The sequence below is a fragment of the uncultured Aquimonas sp. genome, from assembly GCF_937888285.1.
In the GTDB taxonomy this organism is placed as follows: domain Bacteria; phylum Pseudomonadota; class Gammaproteobacteria; order Xanthomonadales; family Xanthomonadaceae; genus Aquimonas.
The window spans coordinates 353534-372316 of the sequence record NZ_CALART010000011.1; the positions used below are offsets into that span (position 1 = coordinate 353534).

15 protein-coding genes are annotated in these 18783 nt (G+C 68.9%); 6 read left to right on the plus strand and 9 right to left on the minus strand.

Annotated elements, in window-relative coordinates:
* The first annotated feature begins 7 nt into the window (after positions 1-7).
* From Q0654_RS03815 to Q0654_RS03830, 4 genes are read left to right on the plus strand one after another with little or no spacing between them, the layout of a single operon-like run.
* Complete coding sequence (locus tag Q0654_RS03815; protein ID WP_298850615.1) at positions 8-628, plus strand: hypothetical protein; 621 nt, start codon at positions 8-10, stop codon at positions 626-628.
* 14 nt (positions 629-642) lie between these two features.
* Positions 643-1734 (plus strand): type VI immunity family protein, encoded by a 1092-nt coding sequence (locus tag Q0654_RS03820; RefSeq protein WP_298850617.1) that lies wholly within the window; start codon positions 643-645, stop codon positions 1732-1734.
* A 34-nt stretch (positions 1735-1768) separates the two neighbouring features.
* A complete protein-coding gene (locus Q0654_RS03825; RefSeq protein ID WP_298850619.1) occupies positions 1769-2500 on the plus strand; it encodes a hypothetical protein in 732 nt (243 codons plus the stop codon).
* Between the two features lie 2 nt (positions 2501-2502).
* On the plus strand, positions 2503-3663 hold the full coding sequence (locus Q0654_RS03830; protein ID WP_298850621.1) for a hypothetical protein: 1161 nt from the start codon (positions 2503-2505) through the stop codon (positions 3661-3663).
* Positions 3664-3842: 179 nt separating this feature from the next.
* Here the strand turns inward: Q0654_RS03830 and Q0654_RS03835 are convergent, their stop codons facing one another.
* The 6 genes from Q0654_RS03835 to Q0654_RS03860 form a co-directional block, all read right to left on the minus strand.
* Positions 3843-4631, minus strand: coding sequence for a methyltransferase domain-containing protein (locus Q0654_RS03835; protein ID WP_343230116.1), 789 nt, complete (start codon positions 4629-4631; stop codon positions 3843-3845).
* A gap of 14 nt (positions 4632-4645) precedes the next feature.
* Positions 4646-5872, minus strand: a complete 1227-nt coding sequence (locus Q0654_RS03840) for a PQQ-dependent sugar dehydrogenase (RefSeq protein WP_298850623.1) — start codon at positions 5870-5872, stop codon at positions 4646-4648.
* Between the two features lie 119 nt (positions 5873-5991).
* On the minus strand, positions 5992-6540 hold the full coding sequence (locus Q0654_RS03845) for a hypothetical protein (protein ID WP_298850625.1): 549 nt from the start codon (positions 6538-6540) through the stop codon (positions 5992-5994).
* A gap of 260 nt (positions 6541-6800) precedes the next feature.
* Complete coding sequence (locus tag Q0654_RS03850; RefSeq protein ID WP_298850627.1) at positions 6801-7364, minus strand: hypothetical protein; 564 nt, start codon at positions 7362-7364, stop codon at positions 6801-6803.
* Between the two features lie 178 nt (positions 7365-7542).
* Complete coding sequence (locus tag Q0654_RS03855; RefSeq protein ID WP_298850629.1) at positions 7543-8922, minus strand: sigma-54 dependent transcriptional regulator; 1380 nt, start codon at positions 8920-8922, stop codon at positions 7543-7545.
* Positions 8912-10309, minus strand: coding sequence for a HAMP domain-containing sensor histidine kinase (locus Q0654_RS03860; protein ID WP_298850631.1), 1398 nt, complete (start codon positions 10307-10309; stop codon positions 8912-8914). Before Q0654_RS03860 ends, Q0654_RS03855 begins: the two co-directional genes overlap by 11 nt.
* A gap of 372 nt (positions 10310-10681) precedes the next feature.
* Here Q0654_RS03860 and Q0654_RS03865 point away from each other — a divergent pair, with 372 nt between their 5' ends.
* Complete coding sequence (locus Q0654_RS03865; RefSeq protein WP_298850634.1) at positions 10682-12334, plus strand: peptidoglycan recognition family protein; 1653 nt, start codon at positions 10682-10684, stop codon at positions 12332-12334.
* A 91-nt stretch (positions 12335-12425) separates the two neighbouring features.
* On the opposite strand, the gene Q0654_RS03870 is transcribed toward Q0654_RS03865, so the two are convergent.
* Positions 12426-13664 (minus strand): DUF4010 domain-containing protein, encoded by a 1239-nt coding sequence (locus tag Q0654_RS03870; protein ID WP_298850636.1) that lies wholly within the window; start codon positions 13662-13664, stop codon positions 12426-12428.
* Positions 13665-13821: 157 nt separating this feature from the next.
* Between Q0654_RS03870 and Q0654_RS03875 the strand changes: the two genes are divergently transcribed.
* Entirely contained in the window at positions 13822-14238 is a 417-nt protein-coding gene (locus Q0654_RS03875) for a glyoxalase/bleomycin resistance/extradiol dioxygenase family protein (protein ID WP_298850638.1), read from the plus strand.
* 186 nt (positions 14239-14424) lie between these two features.
* On the opposite strand, the gene Q0654_RS03880 is transcribed toward Q0654_RS03875, so the two are convergent.
* Positions 14425-17298, minus strand: coding sequence for a hypothetical protein (locus Q0654_RS03880; protein ID WP_298850640.1), 2874 nt, complete (start codon positions 17296-17298; stop codon positions 14425-14427).
* Positions 17299-17557: 259 nt separating this feature from the next.
* Positions 17558-18475: a hypothetical protein gene (locus tag Q0654_RS03885; RefSeq protein ID WP_298850645.1), complete on the minus strand. Its 918-nt coding sequence runs from the start codon at positions 18473-18475 to the stop codon at positions 17558-17560.
* Between the last annotated feature and the right edge of the window lie 308 nt (positions 18476-18783).

The following is an 18783-nucleotide window of genomic DNA, read 5'->3' on the forward strand; positions in this document are numbered from 1 at the left end:
AACCGCCATGACCAGCCCGAAGGAGCGTTGCTTCGAAGCCGCTTGGAACAAGTACAAGGAAACGTTTCAGGACGACATGGATCTGGAAGTCCAGAAGCCATGGGGTCAACGCACGGACGGCACCTGGGACAGCAACTACAGCCACTTCTGGAATGCCATCAACAGCTTCATGAAGTATGTCCGAGGCGAGGGCGGCACCACCCAGCAGGTGCGGATACCGGACCTGACCGTGAACCAGGGCGGACGAACCAGCGTTCTGGACCTGAAATTCACGCGCGCGGACGGCACGATCGATAGCTGGTCCAATCGCCCAGGCGCAGGAACGGGAACGCTGCAGCAGGACGACTACAAAGACATAAACCGCCAGATGAACGATGGCAACGATCCGCACGGAGGAGATCCAAGGCTGGACCCCGAAAAGTGCGGATGTGACCAACCGAACGGCACGCAGACGGCCCCGATCCGCGTGTTCTACGACCAGTATTCGGAAAGCTTCTCGACGGATCGCGTCGACCCGCTTCGCCCGCGGCTGGGCCCGATCAGGCTGCCCAAGCCTGCGCGCGCACCGGTGCCCGGACGCATGCCGGGCGGCGTTCGTCTCCCGCCGATTCGCGTACCGTTTCCCTAGACTTGGACCCTTCAATGGCTCTGCCGATGCCCCACCTCTGGCCGATGCTGAACTTCGATGCTGACGGTCTGCCGCTCATTCGCCCCTGCCTGCATTTCGAAGCCCACGTCGCCTGGGCCGAAGGCCCTGAAATCCTGGATTTCTATGAGAAGGCGCGGTCGACCCTGGGGGCACTGCTGACGCACACCGATGCGGGTGCACGAAAGCTTGTGCCGGTTTCGCCCCGCACCGATGCGCTGGTGCCAACATGGTGCGCTGCCCCGACCCCCGCGCCCAAGAAGATCTACCAGTGCCATATGCAGGGCGGTGATCGCGGAGTGTCCGAAGCCACACTCGACATCGATTTCGCAATGCGGCGTTACGAAAGACCGACGCCCGCACAAGTGGAGCTGGCGTGGCGGAACCCCAACTCCGCGCCCTGGCTGCGAACCTCCGTGGTGCGTGTGACTTTTCCCCTCGACCATCCGATGGCCGCGCCGGAAGCCTTCCTTCGATGGTTGCAGAGCCTGAAGATCCTCAACGAGGCCCGTACGGTTTCGGCCACGGCCGGCTTTGCCATCAACGTCGAGTTGGCCAATCCGCCCGCATCGGCCTTCGAAACAGTCAGAGACCGTGCAAGCGCGCAGCTCCTGCGCTTCCCGGGCCTGGATGCGGCGAGCACCGCGCTCGGCGTGGGAACCGACCTCTTCCAGCGCTGCTTCGAGTACATGGACTTCATGGGAGAGGCAGTGGGCAGGCCCTACATCAAGCGGGTCAACTGGCTGACCTTCCTGACAGAAGACCAGGTCAGGTTCATTGGTGGGGCTGACGCCCTTCACCGTCGGTTGTCAGAAATGCCCGCCATCAGACTCCACCCGGTCGGCAAAGGTCTCCTGGTGCAGGCCGGACCGACCCCGCGCCTTGGCGATGTTACAGAGAACGACGTTCCGCCCGAGTACTGCCTTGTCGCGGACGCACTCCAACGTCTTCGCTTGCCCCGAATCAAGGCGCACAGCCTGAACGCAGAGTTTCGACTGGACGGTTGCCGACGTTGGTTGAGCATGCTGGAAGGTTGTTCCTCCGCTGCAGCGTCGGCGATGCGCCGAGTGACGCTGGAGGCCCCATGAACCCGTCACATGCACGTTGCGTTCAGGACCGCAGATGAAGCTGTGGACCGTTGACGCACGAGGAGAAGCCCTGAAGCATCTCGAAGGCAGGTCTGAAGGATCGACCCCTCGCGCGCGCGACCTGGAGTGGTCGGATCCGCTGCCGTTGTTCGCATCAGCAGTGGCGCGCGGACTGGCAGTGGAGGCAGGAGACGCGGAGACCCAGGTTTTCCGAATCGTGGATGTTTGCTGGGAATCTTCCACGCTTCGGCAGCGCTGGCGAGCGGAAGTTGCCAACCTGCACCCTGGCTACGCTCGCGTCTTGGCCAATCTGCTGCGTGCCCCGGGTTGCGAAGCAATCATGGTGACCGAAACCGACGGCACCGATGGCCACAGTCGACCACTGGATCTGGCGGTTCCGTATCCCAGGGCGCCGCGAAGCCAGGCTCCTGAATTCCGCTATTCACCCCCCGAACCCCAAGCCATTCTGCGCCAGCGCAGCCTTCGCCTCGCAATCGGTTCAGCGGCGCTCGACCCGGCCGAGCTGGTGCCTGACCTTGATCTATGGAGCGAACTCGTGTGCCGAAGCGGATTCGCCCCCTCCGGGAGAGATCCGCGCGACGCCGGGACTTTTCCAGCGGGCGCCTATGTCTCCGATCGGATGAGCGTAGCCGTCGATTTCGAAGGAATCTTCCTCGTCGATGAGGCTGCCTTCGAGTCACCGCTTCGATGGGCGCAGCGCTTGCTCACCCGTGGCTTGGCGATCACCAGCCTTGAGGTTGCCTGAACATGCCGGTCAGCGAGGTCGAATTCCAGCGCAGCTTCTGCGCGGAACACCTTGACGAGGCCGAGTACCTCCTGCAGCAGCGGGCATCGCTGGTCGAGCGCTCCTTCGCAGACCGCCCGCATCTGCAAGCGAACGATCTGCGCCTGCTCGCCCACATGCAAGGCCTTCTGCTTCGCGCCGACGAAGCATGGGCAATGCTGCGGGAGGCACTTCGGCGGCGGCCATGCGGCTCGTTGCTGCAGTTGGGCGCCTGGTTGGCTCTTTCGCGTCAAGACCCCTCTGGCGTGGAAGACGCATGCGCCATTGTGGGCGCCCCGCTGGCGTCGCGGCTCGCGCCCGCAGAGCTGGTGCGCTGGTTGCCCAACGAAGCCCACGATTGGCTGCTCGCCCAACCGGTTGATGCGGGCCAGCCTGAAATGATCGCTCTTCAGGCCCAGGCACGCGCGGGGCAGAACGCTTTCCTGGACTGGCTGACCGCACTCCCGCTGGAGTCCCTGCTCTCGGGCCCGCACGGAGAATGGCTGGAAGTCCAGCTTGCTCAGGCACTGATTGTCAGCGACCAGTTGCCCAGTCGGGATCGGGTACGAGGCCTGCAGGCCATCGAGTGCCTGTCCTGGGCTTGCCTCGTAGCTCTGATGCGCCACGGTTGTGCGACCCCTGCCGCACATGAGCGGGCTTGGACTATTCCGCCCAGCCATGCGCTCGCGGAACCCGTCCTGGTAGCGGCAGCGTCTGCTTCGAGGCCGGAGATCAGCCTCCCTCGCATCACGAACCTGTTCGCTGGTCTGCGTCGTCGCGAGGCTCTCTGGTGCAGCGCCGCCTCAGGTGCAGCGGGCGTCCTGCCGCACCTGCTGCGCCACCTGCGCGGCCCTGAGGCCGAGCTTGCCCGCCTCGGCCTGTTCGCTCTGTTGGGCGTGCCCGAGCATCTGGCTAACGAAAGCGACCCCCAAGTCGACAGCACGATCGAGGACAGAGCCAAGGCCCTGGCCGCGGATCCGGGTCTGCAGCTCCGCCTGTTGGACGGCAAAGCCCGTACGGATGACGTGATCGTCGACGCCATGAAGCAAGGCTTCCAGTTTCAACGGATACTCGCCTGGCGTGTCGCGCCACCGGCGGTGCGCCTCCGCGCATACGATCCGTGGCGGCCGACGTTTACCGCCTGAGCCGCTCGGGGAAGTCGAGTTGTCCCATGCACAACCGGACGGCCGAATCCGCAGGGGCTCCGCGACGCCTGGAGACATCGGCGCCCCAGATGCTGCTGGGGCCGGAGCACTATCCCGAAGCCGGGGCGGGCAGCAGCTCGCACCGCGTCAGCCCACCATTTGGACGGCCCGTCGTCAGCTCACTCGGGCCGCGACGCGAGCACAGTCAGCATGTCCACCTGAAGTTGCGGGCCAGGATTCCCGGGTGCCGCGCGCCATCGGGTTGCCTTGCCGGGAAGATCTTCCTGGCGTAGTGACCCCTCGTCCAACGCTTGTCGCGCCCAGTGGAGAGCCGCCGTTCCACGCAGGATCTGGCGCCACCCGACCAGCGAATGTTGATCGCGCTCTTCGACGTGCACGAGCATCCCGCAGGAGCGCAGGTCGGCGGCAAGGGTTTTGGCGAGTGCCGGATGGCGGACGCTGCCAACATAGCGAGCCAACAAAGCCTGCAGGCGACTGTCGGCCTGCCCAACCCAGCGCAACGCGCAGTAGTCGAACAGCGAGATGAACATGCTTCCTCCTGGACGAAGCACTCGGATCACTTCCGACAATGCGTGCTCGACAACGGCGACATGCGAGAGCACACGGTCGCACCAGCAGAGCCCGAACCACTGATCGGGAAAGGGCAGAGCCTCTGCTTGAGCGCGCACCAGCTCGAGTCGTGTACCAAGCACGGTTCGAGAACGAGCGCGCTCCAACAAGGCGCTGCTCGGATCGATACCCACGGCCATACCAGCAAGCCCTGCGGCTCGGGCGAGCGTTTCGAGGGCGCCGCCTTCACCGCAGCCCAGATCCAACACGGCAGACCCACAGGGATCAGGAAACGCTGGCAACCATCGCTCGACTGCTGCAGGGCCCACCTTCGAGCGCGCCATATCGCTCGCCAAGCGACGAACCCGGGAGTAACCGTCCAGCCTTGCGAAATCCATACGTGGGCTTCGCCTCAGCCCGCCAGCTCGACCTTCAGCACGCGCCCCTGGGTTTCATCGGTGACCACGTAGACCGCACCGTCCGGGCCGACGCGCACGTCGCGGATGCGCCAGCCAAGGTCTTCCAGCAGGCGCTCTTCGCCGGTCACGGCATCGCCATCGAGCGTGAGGCGGATCAGCGCGCGCTGCGCCAGCGCACCGACGAACAGGCTGTGCTTCCAGGCGGGGAAACGCTCGTGGTTGTAGAAGGCCATGCCGCTGACGCCCGGCGACACCGGCCAGACATGGTGCGGATTCTCCATGCCCTCGACGGTCTCGCCCTTGGCCTCCGGAATGACTTCACCCGAGTAGTTGATGCCATGGGTAGCGATCGGCCAGCCGTAGTTCTTGCCCGGCTGCGGGATGTTGATCTCGTCGCCGCCCTTGGGCCCGTGTTCGTGGGTCCAGAGCGCGCCGGTCCAGGGGTTCAGCGCCGCGCCCTGCTGGTTGCGGTGGCCGTAGCTCCAGAACTCCGGCAGCACGCCGTCCTGGCCCAGGAAGGGATTGTCGGCCGGCACCGAGCCATCCAGGTTCACCCGGATCACGCCGCCCATGTGGCTGGACAGATCCTGCGCGCTCGGGCGTACGCCGCGGTCGCCCAGGGTGATGAAGAGGTGGCCCTGGCCGTCGAACACGAGGCGGGAGCCGAAATGGTGGCGGGTGTCGAGCTTGGGCGTCTGGCTGAAGATGACCTGCACGTCTTCCAGCCCGGTGTCGGTCAGCCGCGCATGCGCCACCGCCGTGCTGGCCAGACGACCTTCGCCCGGTTCGGCATAGCTCAGGTAGATGCGCTGGCTCTGCGCGAAGTCGGGCGCGGGCACCACATCGAACAGACCGCCCTGCCCTTCGGCCACCACGGCCGGAACGCCGGCCAGGGGCGCAGAGAGCGCGCCATCGGCGGCAATGATCCGCAGGCGGCCAGGTCGCTCGGTCACCAGCATGCGGCCGTCCGGCAGGTGCGCAAGCGCCCAGGGATTCTCCAGCCCGCTGGCGACGGTGCTGACGCTGATCGCGCCGAGCTGGCTGGAGAGCTGCCGCGCCGGTTCAGCGGATGCTGCAGGCGCCGCGGTCGCAGCGGCAGCTGGGGCGGCCGCAGCGGCAGCGGGCGCATCCGACTGCGGCTGCGAACAGGCGGCGAGACTGAGGCTCAGGCCCAGCGCGAGCACCAGCGGGGCTTGGCGGAACGAGAAGGATCGGGGCATGGGGCACTCCAGGCGGGATCGAAGGCCGCCCACGATAGCGCCCCGCGCGTTAGCCGAATGTCCCGGAAGTCGCGGTGGCTGCGGCTTGCTGCGGGCCGTCCTGGTGCCGGCAGATCGGCTCAGCGCGCGGGCCGGCCGACACCGGCGGCAGGCTCGAAGCCATCGCCGAACAGCAGCGGCGGCGTAAACTCACGCGCGCCCTGCTGGATCCAGTCGCGGATCAGCGCCTGCTCGGCCAAGGGAATAGGCATGCGTCCGCGCGGCATGCGCTCACCGGCTTCAGGCAGATCACAGTTGATCTTTTCGAACAGATAGCTCGCTACCGCCTGCCCGGGCTGCACCCGCTGGCGTGCGGGCACCTGCACGCTGGGCATCTCGACCAGTTGGATCCAGGAGTCTTCCTCGTTGAGGCTCAGGTCAGCCGACGGCGAGCTGCCGAAGTTGACGTGACAGTTGGAGCAGCGGATCTCCCAGATCGGCTGGATCTGCGTGTAGTAGTCAATGCGCGGGGTCGGCGCCTGCGTCGAGAGATCCGAGCATCCGCTGGCCTGGGCCTGGGCTGCGCCCGGCACGCCAAGCACCAGATGGGCGATCAGACCGACAGGGACACAGGCGCGCAGCGCGGCGGCGTGGACTCGCCCCAAGGGCGTGATGGCAGGGCTGGACATGGCGGGCACTTCTGCTGGCGGCGGCTCCGCGCGGGACGCGGAGGAGGCTGCCGATGCTTGACCCTCGCGCCGCGGCACGCAAGTCCGCGGTCTGCGCAGCGCGTCGCAGAACCACGCATTCGATGCACCGTTCCGGCCCGGATCGATGCGTGCGGACCTCAGCTTCGCGGCTCGAATGAGCGCACAGGGCGAGCCCGGCCATGGCAGGGCTCGCCTGCTCGGGCAGAACAGCGGAAGCAGGATGATCCTGCGTGCCCGCCTCAGTTCCCCGGGCTGGCGTCGATGCGTCGCACCACGCGCAGCGTGCGGCCTTCGCCCTCAGGCCCGGACAGGTCAAGGCCGTCGGCCTCGGCTTCCGCCAGGGCGCGGGCGACCAGGGCGTCGAGATCCTCGGTGTCGACCGTACCGTCGCCGGCGAGGCGGATCACCCGCACCTTGGCGTCGGCGTGCTCCGCGCCCTCTTCGGATGCATCACGCTTGATGACCAGGGTGCGGACTTCGCCGTCGCCGGCGACCGCATCGGCCGCCAGGTGCATCACCTTCGGCATGCGCACCACATGAGTCTCGCCTGCCACCTCGATGCTCAGACCCTGCTCATTGCGGCTGACGACGGCCGGAAGACCGGTATCGGTGAACAGCTGCCGACTCTGGCCGGGCTGCAGGGCGATCAGATCCACCTCGATGCGCTGCTCGGCGCCGTTCGCCTGCAGGTAGACCTGGGCGACATCGCGACCGCTCGCCTGCGCGGTGGCGAGGCTTACGAACAGGCCGAGGCCTGCGAAGGCCAGGCCAAGCAGGGAGGGGGCGGACAGGAACTGCTTCATGGGACTCTCCTTAGTCGTGGTTCGGGTGCGAAGCCGATCGGCGTCGCACTGCTGGCTTAGCAGCCTCCGTGCCAAGCGCTAATCCCCTGAAAATCAGAGTCTTGCGACGCCAAGGCGGACTGCTATGGGCGCCCGATCCGCAGCTGGGGATTGGCGAGCCCGGTATCGGGACTGCCCTTCACTCGCCGTCTGGCGCGCCGAGCCCGTGCTTTTCGAGCCGATACAGGAAGGTCTTGTAGGACAGCCCCAGCAGCCCGGCCGCGCGCTTGCGCTGGCCGCCGCTGCGGGCAAGCGCCTGCTGCAGCAGGGAACGCTCCAGCTGCTCGAAGTCGAGCCCGGCCTCGGGCAGCCGCAGTCCGCCATCGCCGGCGGTGCCTGTAGGCGGCGACGCTTCCGCCAGCGGCGCGGCGTCCTCGTCTTCCTCGCCCAGCAGGACGAGCCGCTCCACCGCATTACGCAGCTCGCGCACGTTGCCTGGCCAGGCCTGGGCGATCAGCGCGCGCAGCAGGGGCCGCGGCACGCCCTCGAAGGCCAGGCCGTGGCGGCGGCTGGCGGCCGCGGCGAACTGCGCGACCAGCAGCGGGATGTCCTCGCGCCGCTCGCGCAGGGGCGGCAGGCTCAGGCCGACGACATTGAGGCGCCAGAACAGATCCTCGCGGAAGCGCCCTTCGGCGACTTCGCGCTTGAGATCGCGATTGGTGGCAGCCAGCAGGCGCACGTCAACCACCTGCTCGCGACTGCCGCCCACCCGCGTCACCCGACCCTCCTGCAGGGCGCGCAGCAGCTTGGGCTGCAGGGCGAGCGGCAGTTCGCCGATCTCGTCCAGGAACAGGGTGCCGCCGTCGGCCTGCTCGAACCAGCCTGCGCGCGCCGCCTGGGCGCCGGTATAGGCACCGCGTTCAGCGCCGAAGAACTCGGCTTCGACCAGGCCTTCGGGAATGGCGGCGCAGTTGACCGCGACGAAGGGCTGCGCTGCGCGTCGCGAGAGCCGATGCAGGGCGCGCGCGACCAGCTCCTTGCCGGTACCGCTCTCACCCTCGATCAGCACGGTGGCCGTGGTCGGGGCCAACCGCTGGATCTGCCGGTAGAGGCGCTGCATGGCCGGCGCGCGGCCGATCAGATCGACCAGTCCTTCCTGCTCCGACAGCGCCGACTGCAGGCGCCGGTTCTCGGCGCGCAGGGCGCGGCTGCGCAGAGCCTTGTCCACTGCCAGCAGCAGGGCGGTGCGCTCGAAGGGCTTGGCCAGATAGTCGTCGGCACCGCTGCGGATCGCCTCGACGGCGTGCTCGATGCAGCCGTAGGCGGTCATCAGGATGAAGCTGAGTTCCGGCCGTCGTTCACGCAGCAGGCCCAGCAGCGCAAGGCCGTCGCCCTCGGCGAGCTTGTAGTCGGACAGCACCAGGGCCAGGCCGGGCGCGTCCAGATGCTGCTGCGCTTCGGTCATGCCAGCAGCGCGCAGGACCTCGTGGCCGGCGCGTTCGAGGATGCCGGTCACCAGCTGCTGCTGCAGCGGGTCGTCCTCGACCAGCAGGATGCGTTCGCCAGCGTCAGCGGGCATCGGCGGCGTCCTCCGAGATGCGCGGCCCCAGCCGCAGGCGCGCCAGCGTACCCCGCGGCGCGCGGTCCTCCAGCACGATCCCGCCCGCGTAGCGCTGGCGCGCCAGCCGTTCGGACAGATACAGCCCCATGCCCGCACCTGCCGCCTTGCTGGTCACATGCGGCTGGAACAGCCGCGCCCGCAGGCTCGGATCTACGCCCATGCCTTCGTCCTCGACTTCCAGCACCACGCCGTCCGCCTCGGCCCGTGCGCGCACGCAGACCCGACCGCCGTCCGGCGAGGCCTCGATCGCGTTCATCACCAGGGTGTGCAGCAGGATCCGCAGCTCGGCCGCCACCGCCAACAGCCGCGCGGGCTCGACCTCGCGCTGCAGGCGAATACGACCCGCGGCGCGCTGGCTGGCCTCCAGCAGGACGTCATCGATGAGTGCAGCGAGCTCGACCTCGGTGGCCTCGGCACCGGCTGCTGCCGACAGCGCCAGGAAGGCGCGCAGGGCCTGGTCGATGCGCTGCAGCTGGGCGCGGCTGGCGCTGGCCAGGGCGGACGCATCGCCGCGCCCGGCGGCCAGGGCATCCAGCCCGAGGCCTAGCGCATGCAGCGGATTGCGCAGCGAATGGGCGAGCCCGCGCCCGATCTCGCCCAGCTCGGCCAGGGCGCGCTCCTCGCGCTGACGCGCGGCGTGCGCCTGCAGCCGCGCGAGATCGGCGGACATGCGGTTGAACGCATCGAGACTGGCGCGGACCTCGGGCGGCCCCTGCAGGCGCACCTGTTCGCCCAGCCGACCTTCACCCACGCGCGCGGCCGTCCGCGCCAGCGCCGCCAGCGGGGCGCCCAGATAGCGGGCCAGCAGGCCGGCACCGATCGCCCCCAGCAGCAGCAGGCCCGCCAGCCCCCAGGCCATGCGCTCGCTGAACTCGCCCAGCGCGCGCGCCAGCGGCGAAGTGGGCACCACGATCCGACGCTGCTCACCGAAGCCTTCGACGCTGAAGCTCAGCTCCTCGTCGTCGTCGAGCCGGCGAACGATGCGCAGCGGCGCGCCGTCCTGCAGCAGCCGCGCCACCGGCGCAGGCAGGCTCTCGGCGCGCAGGGCGTCGACCTCCTCGGGGCGCAGGCGGCGCCCGTTCAGATGCACCTGCAGCTCGCGCATTCCGATGCCCGGAACGGCTGCTTCCGAAGAGGCCTGTGCATCGGCGGCTGCGATCGGCAGCGTGCTGCCGTCCGGGGCGGTGCGCAGCACGGTCACCACGGCGCGGCCGACCTCGGTCGCCGATTCACCCAGGGCCTCGCGCAGGCTGCCGGTCAGGCCACGCAGGCCCAGCCAGGCCAGCACGGCCAGCAGACAGAACAGACCCAATACGCCGGCCATCAGACGCCACTGCAGCGACATCGCGGAAGTCCTCATTTGCGGATTGCCTACGCCTTGGGAGCAGGAGGCGTGCCAAGCATGCGGCATGGGCGTCACGCGCCGCGCCCTTCGCGCTTGCAGGCGAGGTCTGCAAGCGCCCCGGGCCTCGATGCTCGGTCCGCCCGTCATCCATCCGGCATCCACGTGTAACGTAACGATCATTGACATTGCACTGCGATCCCGGCCACCTTCGCGGCCTGCCGGGCTGTTTCTGGGCCGGCGGCGGGAAGGCTGCGGGGGGCAGCCGTCAGGGAGGACTGCAGTGCGCCGGGCCCGGTGTCGGAGCCACAGGCGTTCAATCGGGGGCGCCCTGGGTGGCGTCGCCCTGTCCACTTTCGGGGAGTATCCAAATCCATGTTCCAGACCTTCATGCGCCGCCGCGCGGCCTTGCGACCGCTCGGCTTCGGCCTGATCAGCCTCGGCTTCTGCCTGCCCACCCTGCTCACCGCGCAGGCGCTGCCCGCCGAGACCGCAGATGACAGCCTCAAGCAGTGGCAGATGCCCTGGCTGGTCGAAGAATCCTTGCGCAGCGGTCGCGCCGCGGAAACGCCTTACTACGTCGACGGCGAGGAAATCTCGGCGCTGGCCGAGGGCCTTGATGCCTTCTTCGCCGATGGCGGCCGCGTCGAGGCGCTCGACGGCGCCCCGCTGCACGGCGTCGGCCTGAAGCTCGACGGCAAGCGGGTCGACGGCCTCGGCTGGGTGTCCTACGGCGCGGATGGCGAGGCGCTGGATGCCGGCAGTGTCGAGATCACCTGGTCGGAAGGCGCCGCGCACGTCGGCCGCATCCTGCTGCCGCGCCCGGCGCAGCGCGTCGAACTGCAGCGCGGCAAGACGCAGATCGACTTCCTGCAGGCAGAACCGCTGACCGAGGCCCTGCCCAAGCGCGGCCGGCTCGCCCGCGATCTGCCGTTCGAGGCGGCGGCTGCCAAGGCGCCGCTGGCGCCGGGCGTGATCTCGCGCGCGCAGTGGGGCGCCCGCGCCACCGGCGCCTGCGGCAGCACCCACAGCCCGCGCTTCCTCACGGTCCACCACACGGCCACGCCGAACAACGACACCATCACGCCGGCCGCGCGCATGCGCCAGATGCAGGCCTACCACATCGACAACAACGGCTGGTGCGACTTCGGCTACCACTACACGGTGGGCATCGACGGCAAGGTCTACGAGGGCCGCGACCCTGACCGCACCGGCGCGCATGTCGGCAACCACAACACCAACAATGTGGGCATCAGCGTGGTGGGTACCTTCGTGAACTTCTCGCCGCGCGAGTCGCAGCTGAACGCGCTGACCGACATCAGCCGCTGGGTGGTCAACCGCTACGGAATCCCCAAGAGCCGCAGCAACATTCTCGGCCACAAGGAGTGGTCCGGCCACACCAGCAACAGCTGCCCGGGCCTGCTCCTGCCCTGGCTGCCGACCCTGGTGCAGCGCCTCAGCAGCACGACGCCGCCCCCTCCGCCGCCGCCTGCCGCCAGCGTGCTCGACAGCTTCGAAGCCTCGGTGGGCCGCTTCAACAGCGCGCCGACGCTGTCCGGCAGCACGGTCGGCATCTCCACCGTGTCGACCGCGCAACGCTCGAACATCCAGGCCCGCAACGGCAGCTGGAGCCTGCAGGTGTTCCTGCGCGACAACGTCAGCAGCAGCGCCGACTGGTTCGTGCGCCTGCTGTCCGGCGGCGGCACGCCCGCCAACAACGCGCGCCTGCAGAAGGCCGGCGGCCGCCTCGGCGCCTGGTTCTACACCGGCGCCAGCGGGGTCAGCGTGCAGTACCTGGTCGACGACAGCGACGGCACCGAGCTGTCGGTGGCGCGGACCCTGCCGGCCAACACCTGGACCTTCCACGAAGTCCGGCTCGACGACGCCGCGCAGTGGTCGGCCTGGGTCGGCGGCAACGGCACCATCACCGCCACCAGCGTCACCCTCGACAGCGTGGTGATCACCCGCGCGCAGACCAGCTATGACGTCTACGTCTATGTCGACGACGTGAGCTTCCGCGTGCAGTGATCGGCTTCGGTGCGGACGCCCCCGGCAGGGGCGTCCGCACCCCCCGGTCAGCTGCAGGTCACAGCGCCCGCGCGCTTCGCTAGAGACTCCGCTAAAGCAGCACCGCCACACTCGACGCCGCCCAGGCCAGCGCCAGCACGCCGCCCACACGCAGCCCGTAGGCGCGCCCACCGGCGGTGAAGGCGACCGCAGCGCGCGCCAGCACGCTCGACAGCAGCACCGCCTGCAGCGCCCACTCGGCCATCGTGTCGTTGAGCGCACCACTGCCGCCCAGCTGGGCGATCGACGCCATCGCCGCATGCAGCTCGATCAGGGCGGCGATCGCCGAGGTCAGCAGCGCGCCGGCGCTGCCGAAGCGCTCCTGCAAAAAGGCCGACAGCAGCAGCACGCCGGCGATCAGCGCGGCGAACACCAGTGCGTGCGAGAGCCTGAACATGCGCGAGGCCGCCGTCGGCATCGCCGCTTCCGGATCGACACCATCGCCGCGCAGGCCGAGCAGGACCGCCAGCGCCAGCACCGCGCCGAAGGCGAGCAGCTGCGGCAGCACCAGACTCAGGTAAGTGGTCGAGACCGTGCCGAGCACCGGGATCGCCAGCAGCAGGGAGGCCAGCGCCGCAGCCTCGGCGGCGGCCACGCAGGAGCGACGCAGGGCCGGCTGCTCGCGCAGCCGCTGGCCGAAACCGGCGATCGCGGCGGTGCTGCTGACGAAGCCGGCGAAGAAGCCTGCCAAAGGCAGACCGAAGCGACTGCCCACCACCCGCAGCGCGATATGGCCGGCAGCGCTGATCGCCATCACCAGCACGACCAGCTGCCACAGCTTGGCGGGATTGAGCACGCCATACGGACCCACCGCCGCGTTCGGCAGCAGCGGCAGCACCAGCACGATCGCGGCCAGCAGCAGCAGCCCGTCGCGCACCTCGGCCTCGCTGATCAGCTCACGGCTGAAGCGATGCAGAGCGGCCCGCGACTGCAGCAGCAGGGCCACCAGCACGGCCAGCGCCGCGGCCAGGCCCGGCTCGGGCTGGGCCAGCCCGCCGAGCAGGGTGGTCAGCACCAGCGCGACTTCACCGGTGAGGCCAGGTGAACTCGACGGATTCAGACGGTAGCTGCCGAAGGCGAGCAGGGCGACCGCGGCCAGCGCGATCGCGAACACCGGCAGGCCCAGCTGCCAGCCGACCGCTCCGACCAGCGCGGCCAGGGTGTGGGTGCGCATGCCGGCGGCGATCTTCTGCTGGCTGTCGCGCTGGCGCTCGCGGACGATGCCGATCAGCAGGCCCAGGCCCAGCGCGCTGACGTAGGCCGAGTAGTCGTCGGGAATCGCGCTGAGCATGGACGGACTGGACCGGGGCAGGCGTCGGGGCGTTCACTGTAGCCGCGCACACCCAGGCCCGCGAGTCGTGCCGCGCTGTCGATCCGAGGCGGCCCCGCACGACCAGGGAGCACCGGACCCTGCGCAACCCGGCCACCTCGAACGAAAGGAGACCCGCATGCTGATCCAGCCCTATCTGTTCTTCGACGGCCGCGCCGAACGCGCCGCCGGGTTCTACCGCGACGCGCTCGGCGCCGAGCTTGAAATGCTGATGCGCTTCCGCGATGCGCCCGACCCCCCGCCCGAGGGCATGCTGCCCGCCGACTGGGGCGACAAGGTCATGCACGCCAGCCTGAGAATCGGCGCGCTGCGGCTGATGCTGTCCGACGGCTGCAGCACTGAGGCCAGCGTGCCCAGCGGCTTCGCGCTGTCGCTCGATGTCGCCACGTCGGAAGACGTGGATCGCACCCTGGCGGCGCTGGCCGCCGATGGCGGCGCCATCACGATGCCTGCCGGCGAGACCTTCTGGTCGAAGCGCTTCGGCATGGCGCGCGACCCCTTCGGCGTGCAGTGGATGGTGGGGATACAGGACTGAGAAGCCGGCGATGACAGGCCGGGCCTGGGTGGGCTGCTGAAACTTCCGCGATTCGCGGCGGATCATCGGCGCGCCGGCACTCGCGCGAATCCCCCAGGGGCAGTGCACGCGCACTGCCACGACCGCAGCAAAAGACGAAGGGCGCGTCTTTCGACGCGCCCTTCGGCCAAGCCTGAGGCGTGAGGCTTACTGACAGCCGAACACGCGGATGTCGTCGATCTCGAAGCCGTTCGGCAGTGCCGCAGCGGTGTTGTCATCGCCGGTGGCGCGGTAGCGCAGGCGGATGGTCTGCCCGGCAAAGCCGTTCAGATCCACAACCGATGTCCGCGCGCCGCCGACCGATCGGCACCACATCGGCACGCCGGCACCGACCGGGTTCGCTCCGCCCGCACTGGTGCCGTCATAGGGGTCGGTCAGCAGCTGGCTGTTGATCGGCGCCCAGGTCGTGCCGTTGTCGGTGCTGATGTCCAGCAGACCGCCGTCCCAGCACTGGTTCGCACCCTCGGTCTCGAACACGTGGAAGGTGCGATAGGTCAACTGCAGCGGGCTCTGCGCGGCCGCGGGCAGGGTGATCGGCGGCGAGATCAGCGGCTGGTCGTTGGAGGCATTGCTCGAGTTGTCGGCGCGCCAGACCGTGGAGCTCATGCCGGTGCCGGTCGCCGCGCGGCGCGACCAGGTGTTGGTGCCGACGCCGACGGGCGTCGACCACACGATCGCTGCCGTCTCGTTGTCGTCGAAGAAGACCTGGTTGGCCGTGGTGCCGGCCGGGCAGGTGCCCGGGGTGCCCGTGCTGAACTGGAAGGTGGCGGACAGCGCGCCATCGCCGCAGTGGTTGATGGGGCGCACCCGCCAGAAGTACGCGGTGTTGGCGGACAGCACCCCGGTGACCGCACTGTTGGTTTCCACCACCTGGTCGAACACGATGGCGGTGAAGCCGGAGTTGGTCGACACCTGCACGCGATAGCGCAATGCGCCGGGCACGGCCGCCCAGCTCAGCGTCGGCCGCACCACCTGACCGACGGCGTTGTTTGCCGGCGCGCTCAGCACGGGGGCCACGGGCGCTGCCGAGGACACGCCGAGGCTGATCGGCAGGCTGCGGGTCTTGCCATCGACGGTCGCATCGAGCGTTCCCGCGTAGTTGCCCGAGGCCAGTGCAGTGGCGCCGCCAAGGGTCACCGTTGCGGCTCCCGGCAGGGCCAGCGGATTGGCGCTGAAGGCTGGCGTCACGCCCGGCAGGCCCACCAAGCTGAGCGCTGCGCTACCGGACTGGCCGGACACCACGCCCCCGCGCAACTGCACGACCGGGTTGCTGGCGGTTGCCGCACAGAACTCGAAGCGCGTGGCCGACTCCGGCACCAGGCGGAAATCGGGCTGGCCGCACTCGGGGAAGCGGAAGCTGCAGATGCGGGTGGTCCAACCGGCGTTCGAGGTCGTTGCCAGGTACTCGGTGGTGAACCAGAACTTGCACTCGTCCTCGGGATCGGTGCTCATCGAGGCGTAGTCGCCCCAGCGCCCAGAGGTGCTGGTCTGCGAGCCGTTGGCGATGCCGGCCGTGCAGCTGGCCTCATCCAGCAGCATGCCGGCCGGCGTGGCGAAAGTGCGGCCGCTGTAGCGGACCTGCGGATTCAGCGTCGTGCTCGACACCGAGTAGCCCAAGCCGATGTAGCCGTTGCGGTCGATATTGATCGCGCCCATCCAGCGGTTGTGCTCGTCGGGGGCAAAGACGCCATCCTCGACCAGTCCCTTGCTGAGCAGCACAGGCGCCACCGGGGCCAGCGGCTCGAAGCCGTCGGCGAACACGTCCGGCGTTGCCGGGGCCGCGGGCGAGCGCATGTCGAAATGCGCCCAGCGGACGCCCAGCTTGGCGCCGCCGGCGTTCACCGTGTGGTTGACGACGATCGAGGTCTCGGTCGGTGCGCCTGCGGGGAAGGCCCGCGCACTGGCGCGATACATGAGGTTGAGGGCGAAGGTATCCAGGCCCTGGGTGGTGCCGGCCTGCGGCGACGGTCCGATCGCGTTCGAGAACGGCGCGCTCGCGGCCACCCGGGTCGGCGTCGTGCTCAAGGTCGAGTTGGCCGGCGTGGCCCAGTCGGCGCAAAGATCCCAGAACAGGTACTCGGACGTGCTGCTGTCGAAATGCACGAAAGGCGCGCAGGCCCCGGGCGCTGCGCGCGTAGTGCCTTCGAGGTGGGCGGGCAGCGCGCCGTAGGCATCGATGCCGGGGAAGCGCAGCATCGAGACCTGGGCCGCTGGCGCGCCGGCCAGCATGCGGTTGCGGTCGACCGCCACAAATGCCGCGCCGCGGAAGGTGTTGCCCTGGAACTCGTGGACCACGAAGTAATAGCCGTCTCGACGGGCCGAGCGATCCAGCCAGATGCCGATGTGCGGATAGTCATTGAACTGTGGAAACACGAACTCGTAGCGGTTGTAGGGGCCCATCGGGTCCGAAGTCTGCGAGATCGCGAAACACTGCCGCGGCACGGCCGAGCCGGTGAACTGGCTGAACACCCAGCGCTGCGCCACGTCGTCGAACAGCACGATCGGATCGCCGGCGTCCTGGCTCTCGCAGGCGCCGCCGAAGCCTGACCAGAACACATTGCCTTCCATCGGCGCGCCGATCGGCGCACCGGTGAGCTTGTTGAACACGTTCCACTGCGTGTTCACCCACTGGATCACATGGGTGTCGCTGACGTCCGCATTGGTGTCGGGCGGCAGCGAACCGTTCAAGCTGAGACCATTGAAGGACTGCAGCGGCGCAGGCACGGGTGCGTTGCCCAGCGGCGCCGACTGGACTCCGGAGAGCTCGGCCAACCACTGCGGCTGGCGGCTGTCCAGAGGCGAGGGCTTCAGCAGGATATTGGGGATTTCCGTCGTGGGCCCGACCGCGCGCGTCGGCGTTGCGCGCAGCAGCTCGGAGAGTGGTGGGGAGACGTCGGAGCGCACGGCCTGCGCAGTCTCCACGCGCGCTTCCTCGCTGGCTTCGGTGGCCGCATGCGCCCATATGGGCAGCAGCGACAGCAGCCCGCTCGCAAGCAGGCTCAGGTGCAATCTCGACGACATCGTGTTCCCCCGGGAAGTTGTGTTGGGCGGCTGCGGCATCCCCACGCAGCCGCCGCGAGTGTACGCCTGTGGCTCCGGCGCGCATGTGCCGCCCGCAGCGGCAGCGCGAGGCTCTGGTACGCAGCTCCCCGGCGATTCACCGGCCCCAAGGCAGCAGACGCCCCCACAGCCCGCCTTCACGTTCCCGGCAGAGAGCGGCCTGCAGCGCCGACTGCACCATGCGGGATTCCGATCGACAGCAAGATCGACTCGCTGCCGGTCAGCCTTCGCTGGACTGCGACAGCAGCAGACGCCTGCGGTGATCCAGCAGGAACTCGCGCGTGCCAGCGGCCAGCGCTTCGTCGGCTAGCGCCTGGTCGATCAGCGGCAGCTCGCGTTCCGGCGCCTGCCGCCGAATGGCGTGAAGCGCGAGCTCGGACAAAGCGCCATTGCCCGAGGCCACCCAGCGCGCCAGCTGCGCCAGCGGCACCGACGCAGCGTCGCGCTGCAGCAGCCCGAAGGCCGACCAGACCAGACCTTCATTGGGCTGACCCGGCAACGCCGACACCGGCTCATGCCGGATCACGCGTGCGGCAACACGCGCCCAGTCGCTGCCGTAGTGCGCGGGGTAGATCAGCGCTGCCTCCAGGATCATCGAACGCGCCTCGTAGGCGCGATCGCCACGCAGCACGAAGGCGCGCAGCCGGCGCCGCTCGGCCCCGCCGAGCTGCTCGCGCAGCGCCGAGCGCGCAAACAGTTCGGCTGCGAACAGCGACTGCATCTGCGGGTCGGCCGAACGCAGGCCAGCCATCGCGCGTCGCAGATGCTCGCGTCCCTCAAGGCGCTCGGGCGTCGGCGGCTGCAGCAGCAGTTCGCGCGTCTCGGGGCGCGCCTCGAACAGCGCCGGATTGGCGCCCGCGCTCATCAACAGCTGGGGACCTTCGGCACGCATCACCCGCAGCTTCTTGGTCGAAGGCGATCGCTGGGTTTCCTGCCAGGCCAGCACGTAGCGCTTGCCGGGCTGCACCAGCGGCAGCGCGTTGTCATCGACTTGTACCGTGACCTCGTCGCGCGCCTCGCCGCCGTGGACGACATCAACGTCGATGAAGCGCAGCCGGTGCGGCGCAGGCTGATCGACGTACGTGGCTTCCGCAAGGATCACGTCGCGATCCCACATCGCGTCGATGGGCGGTGGCATGACGGGGGCTGCGAACGCGAGTGCAACTCCCAACAGCAAGAGCGCGGCCACGCAAAGCACGCGGCGTCGAAGATGCAAGTAGGCGAGGTTCATCGGTCGAGAATGCCAGAGCGCTGGGCGGATGACCAAAGCGCCATCGAGGTGTTCGAATCAAGCCAGCGGCAGCCCCCTGACGCGCGATGGCCGGCGCGAACTGCAGCCACGCCATGGCTCTGGACGGCTGGAATGAACGCAATCGGTCAGAAACTTGCAGCCCGCACCGGCGCTGCTAGCATGGCGCGCCCTCGGCGCTGCTGGATGCCAAAGCG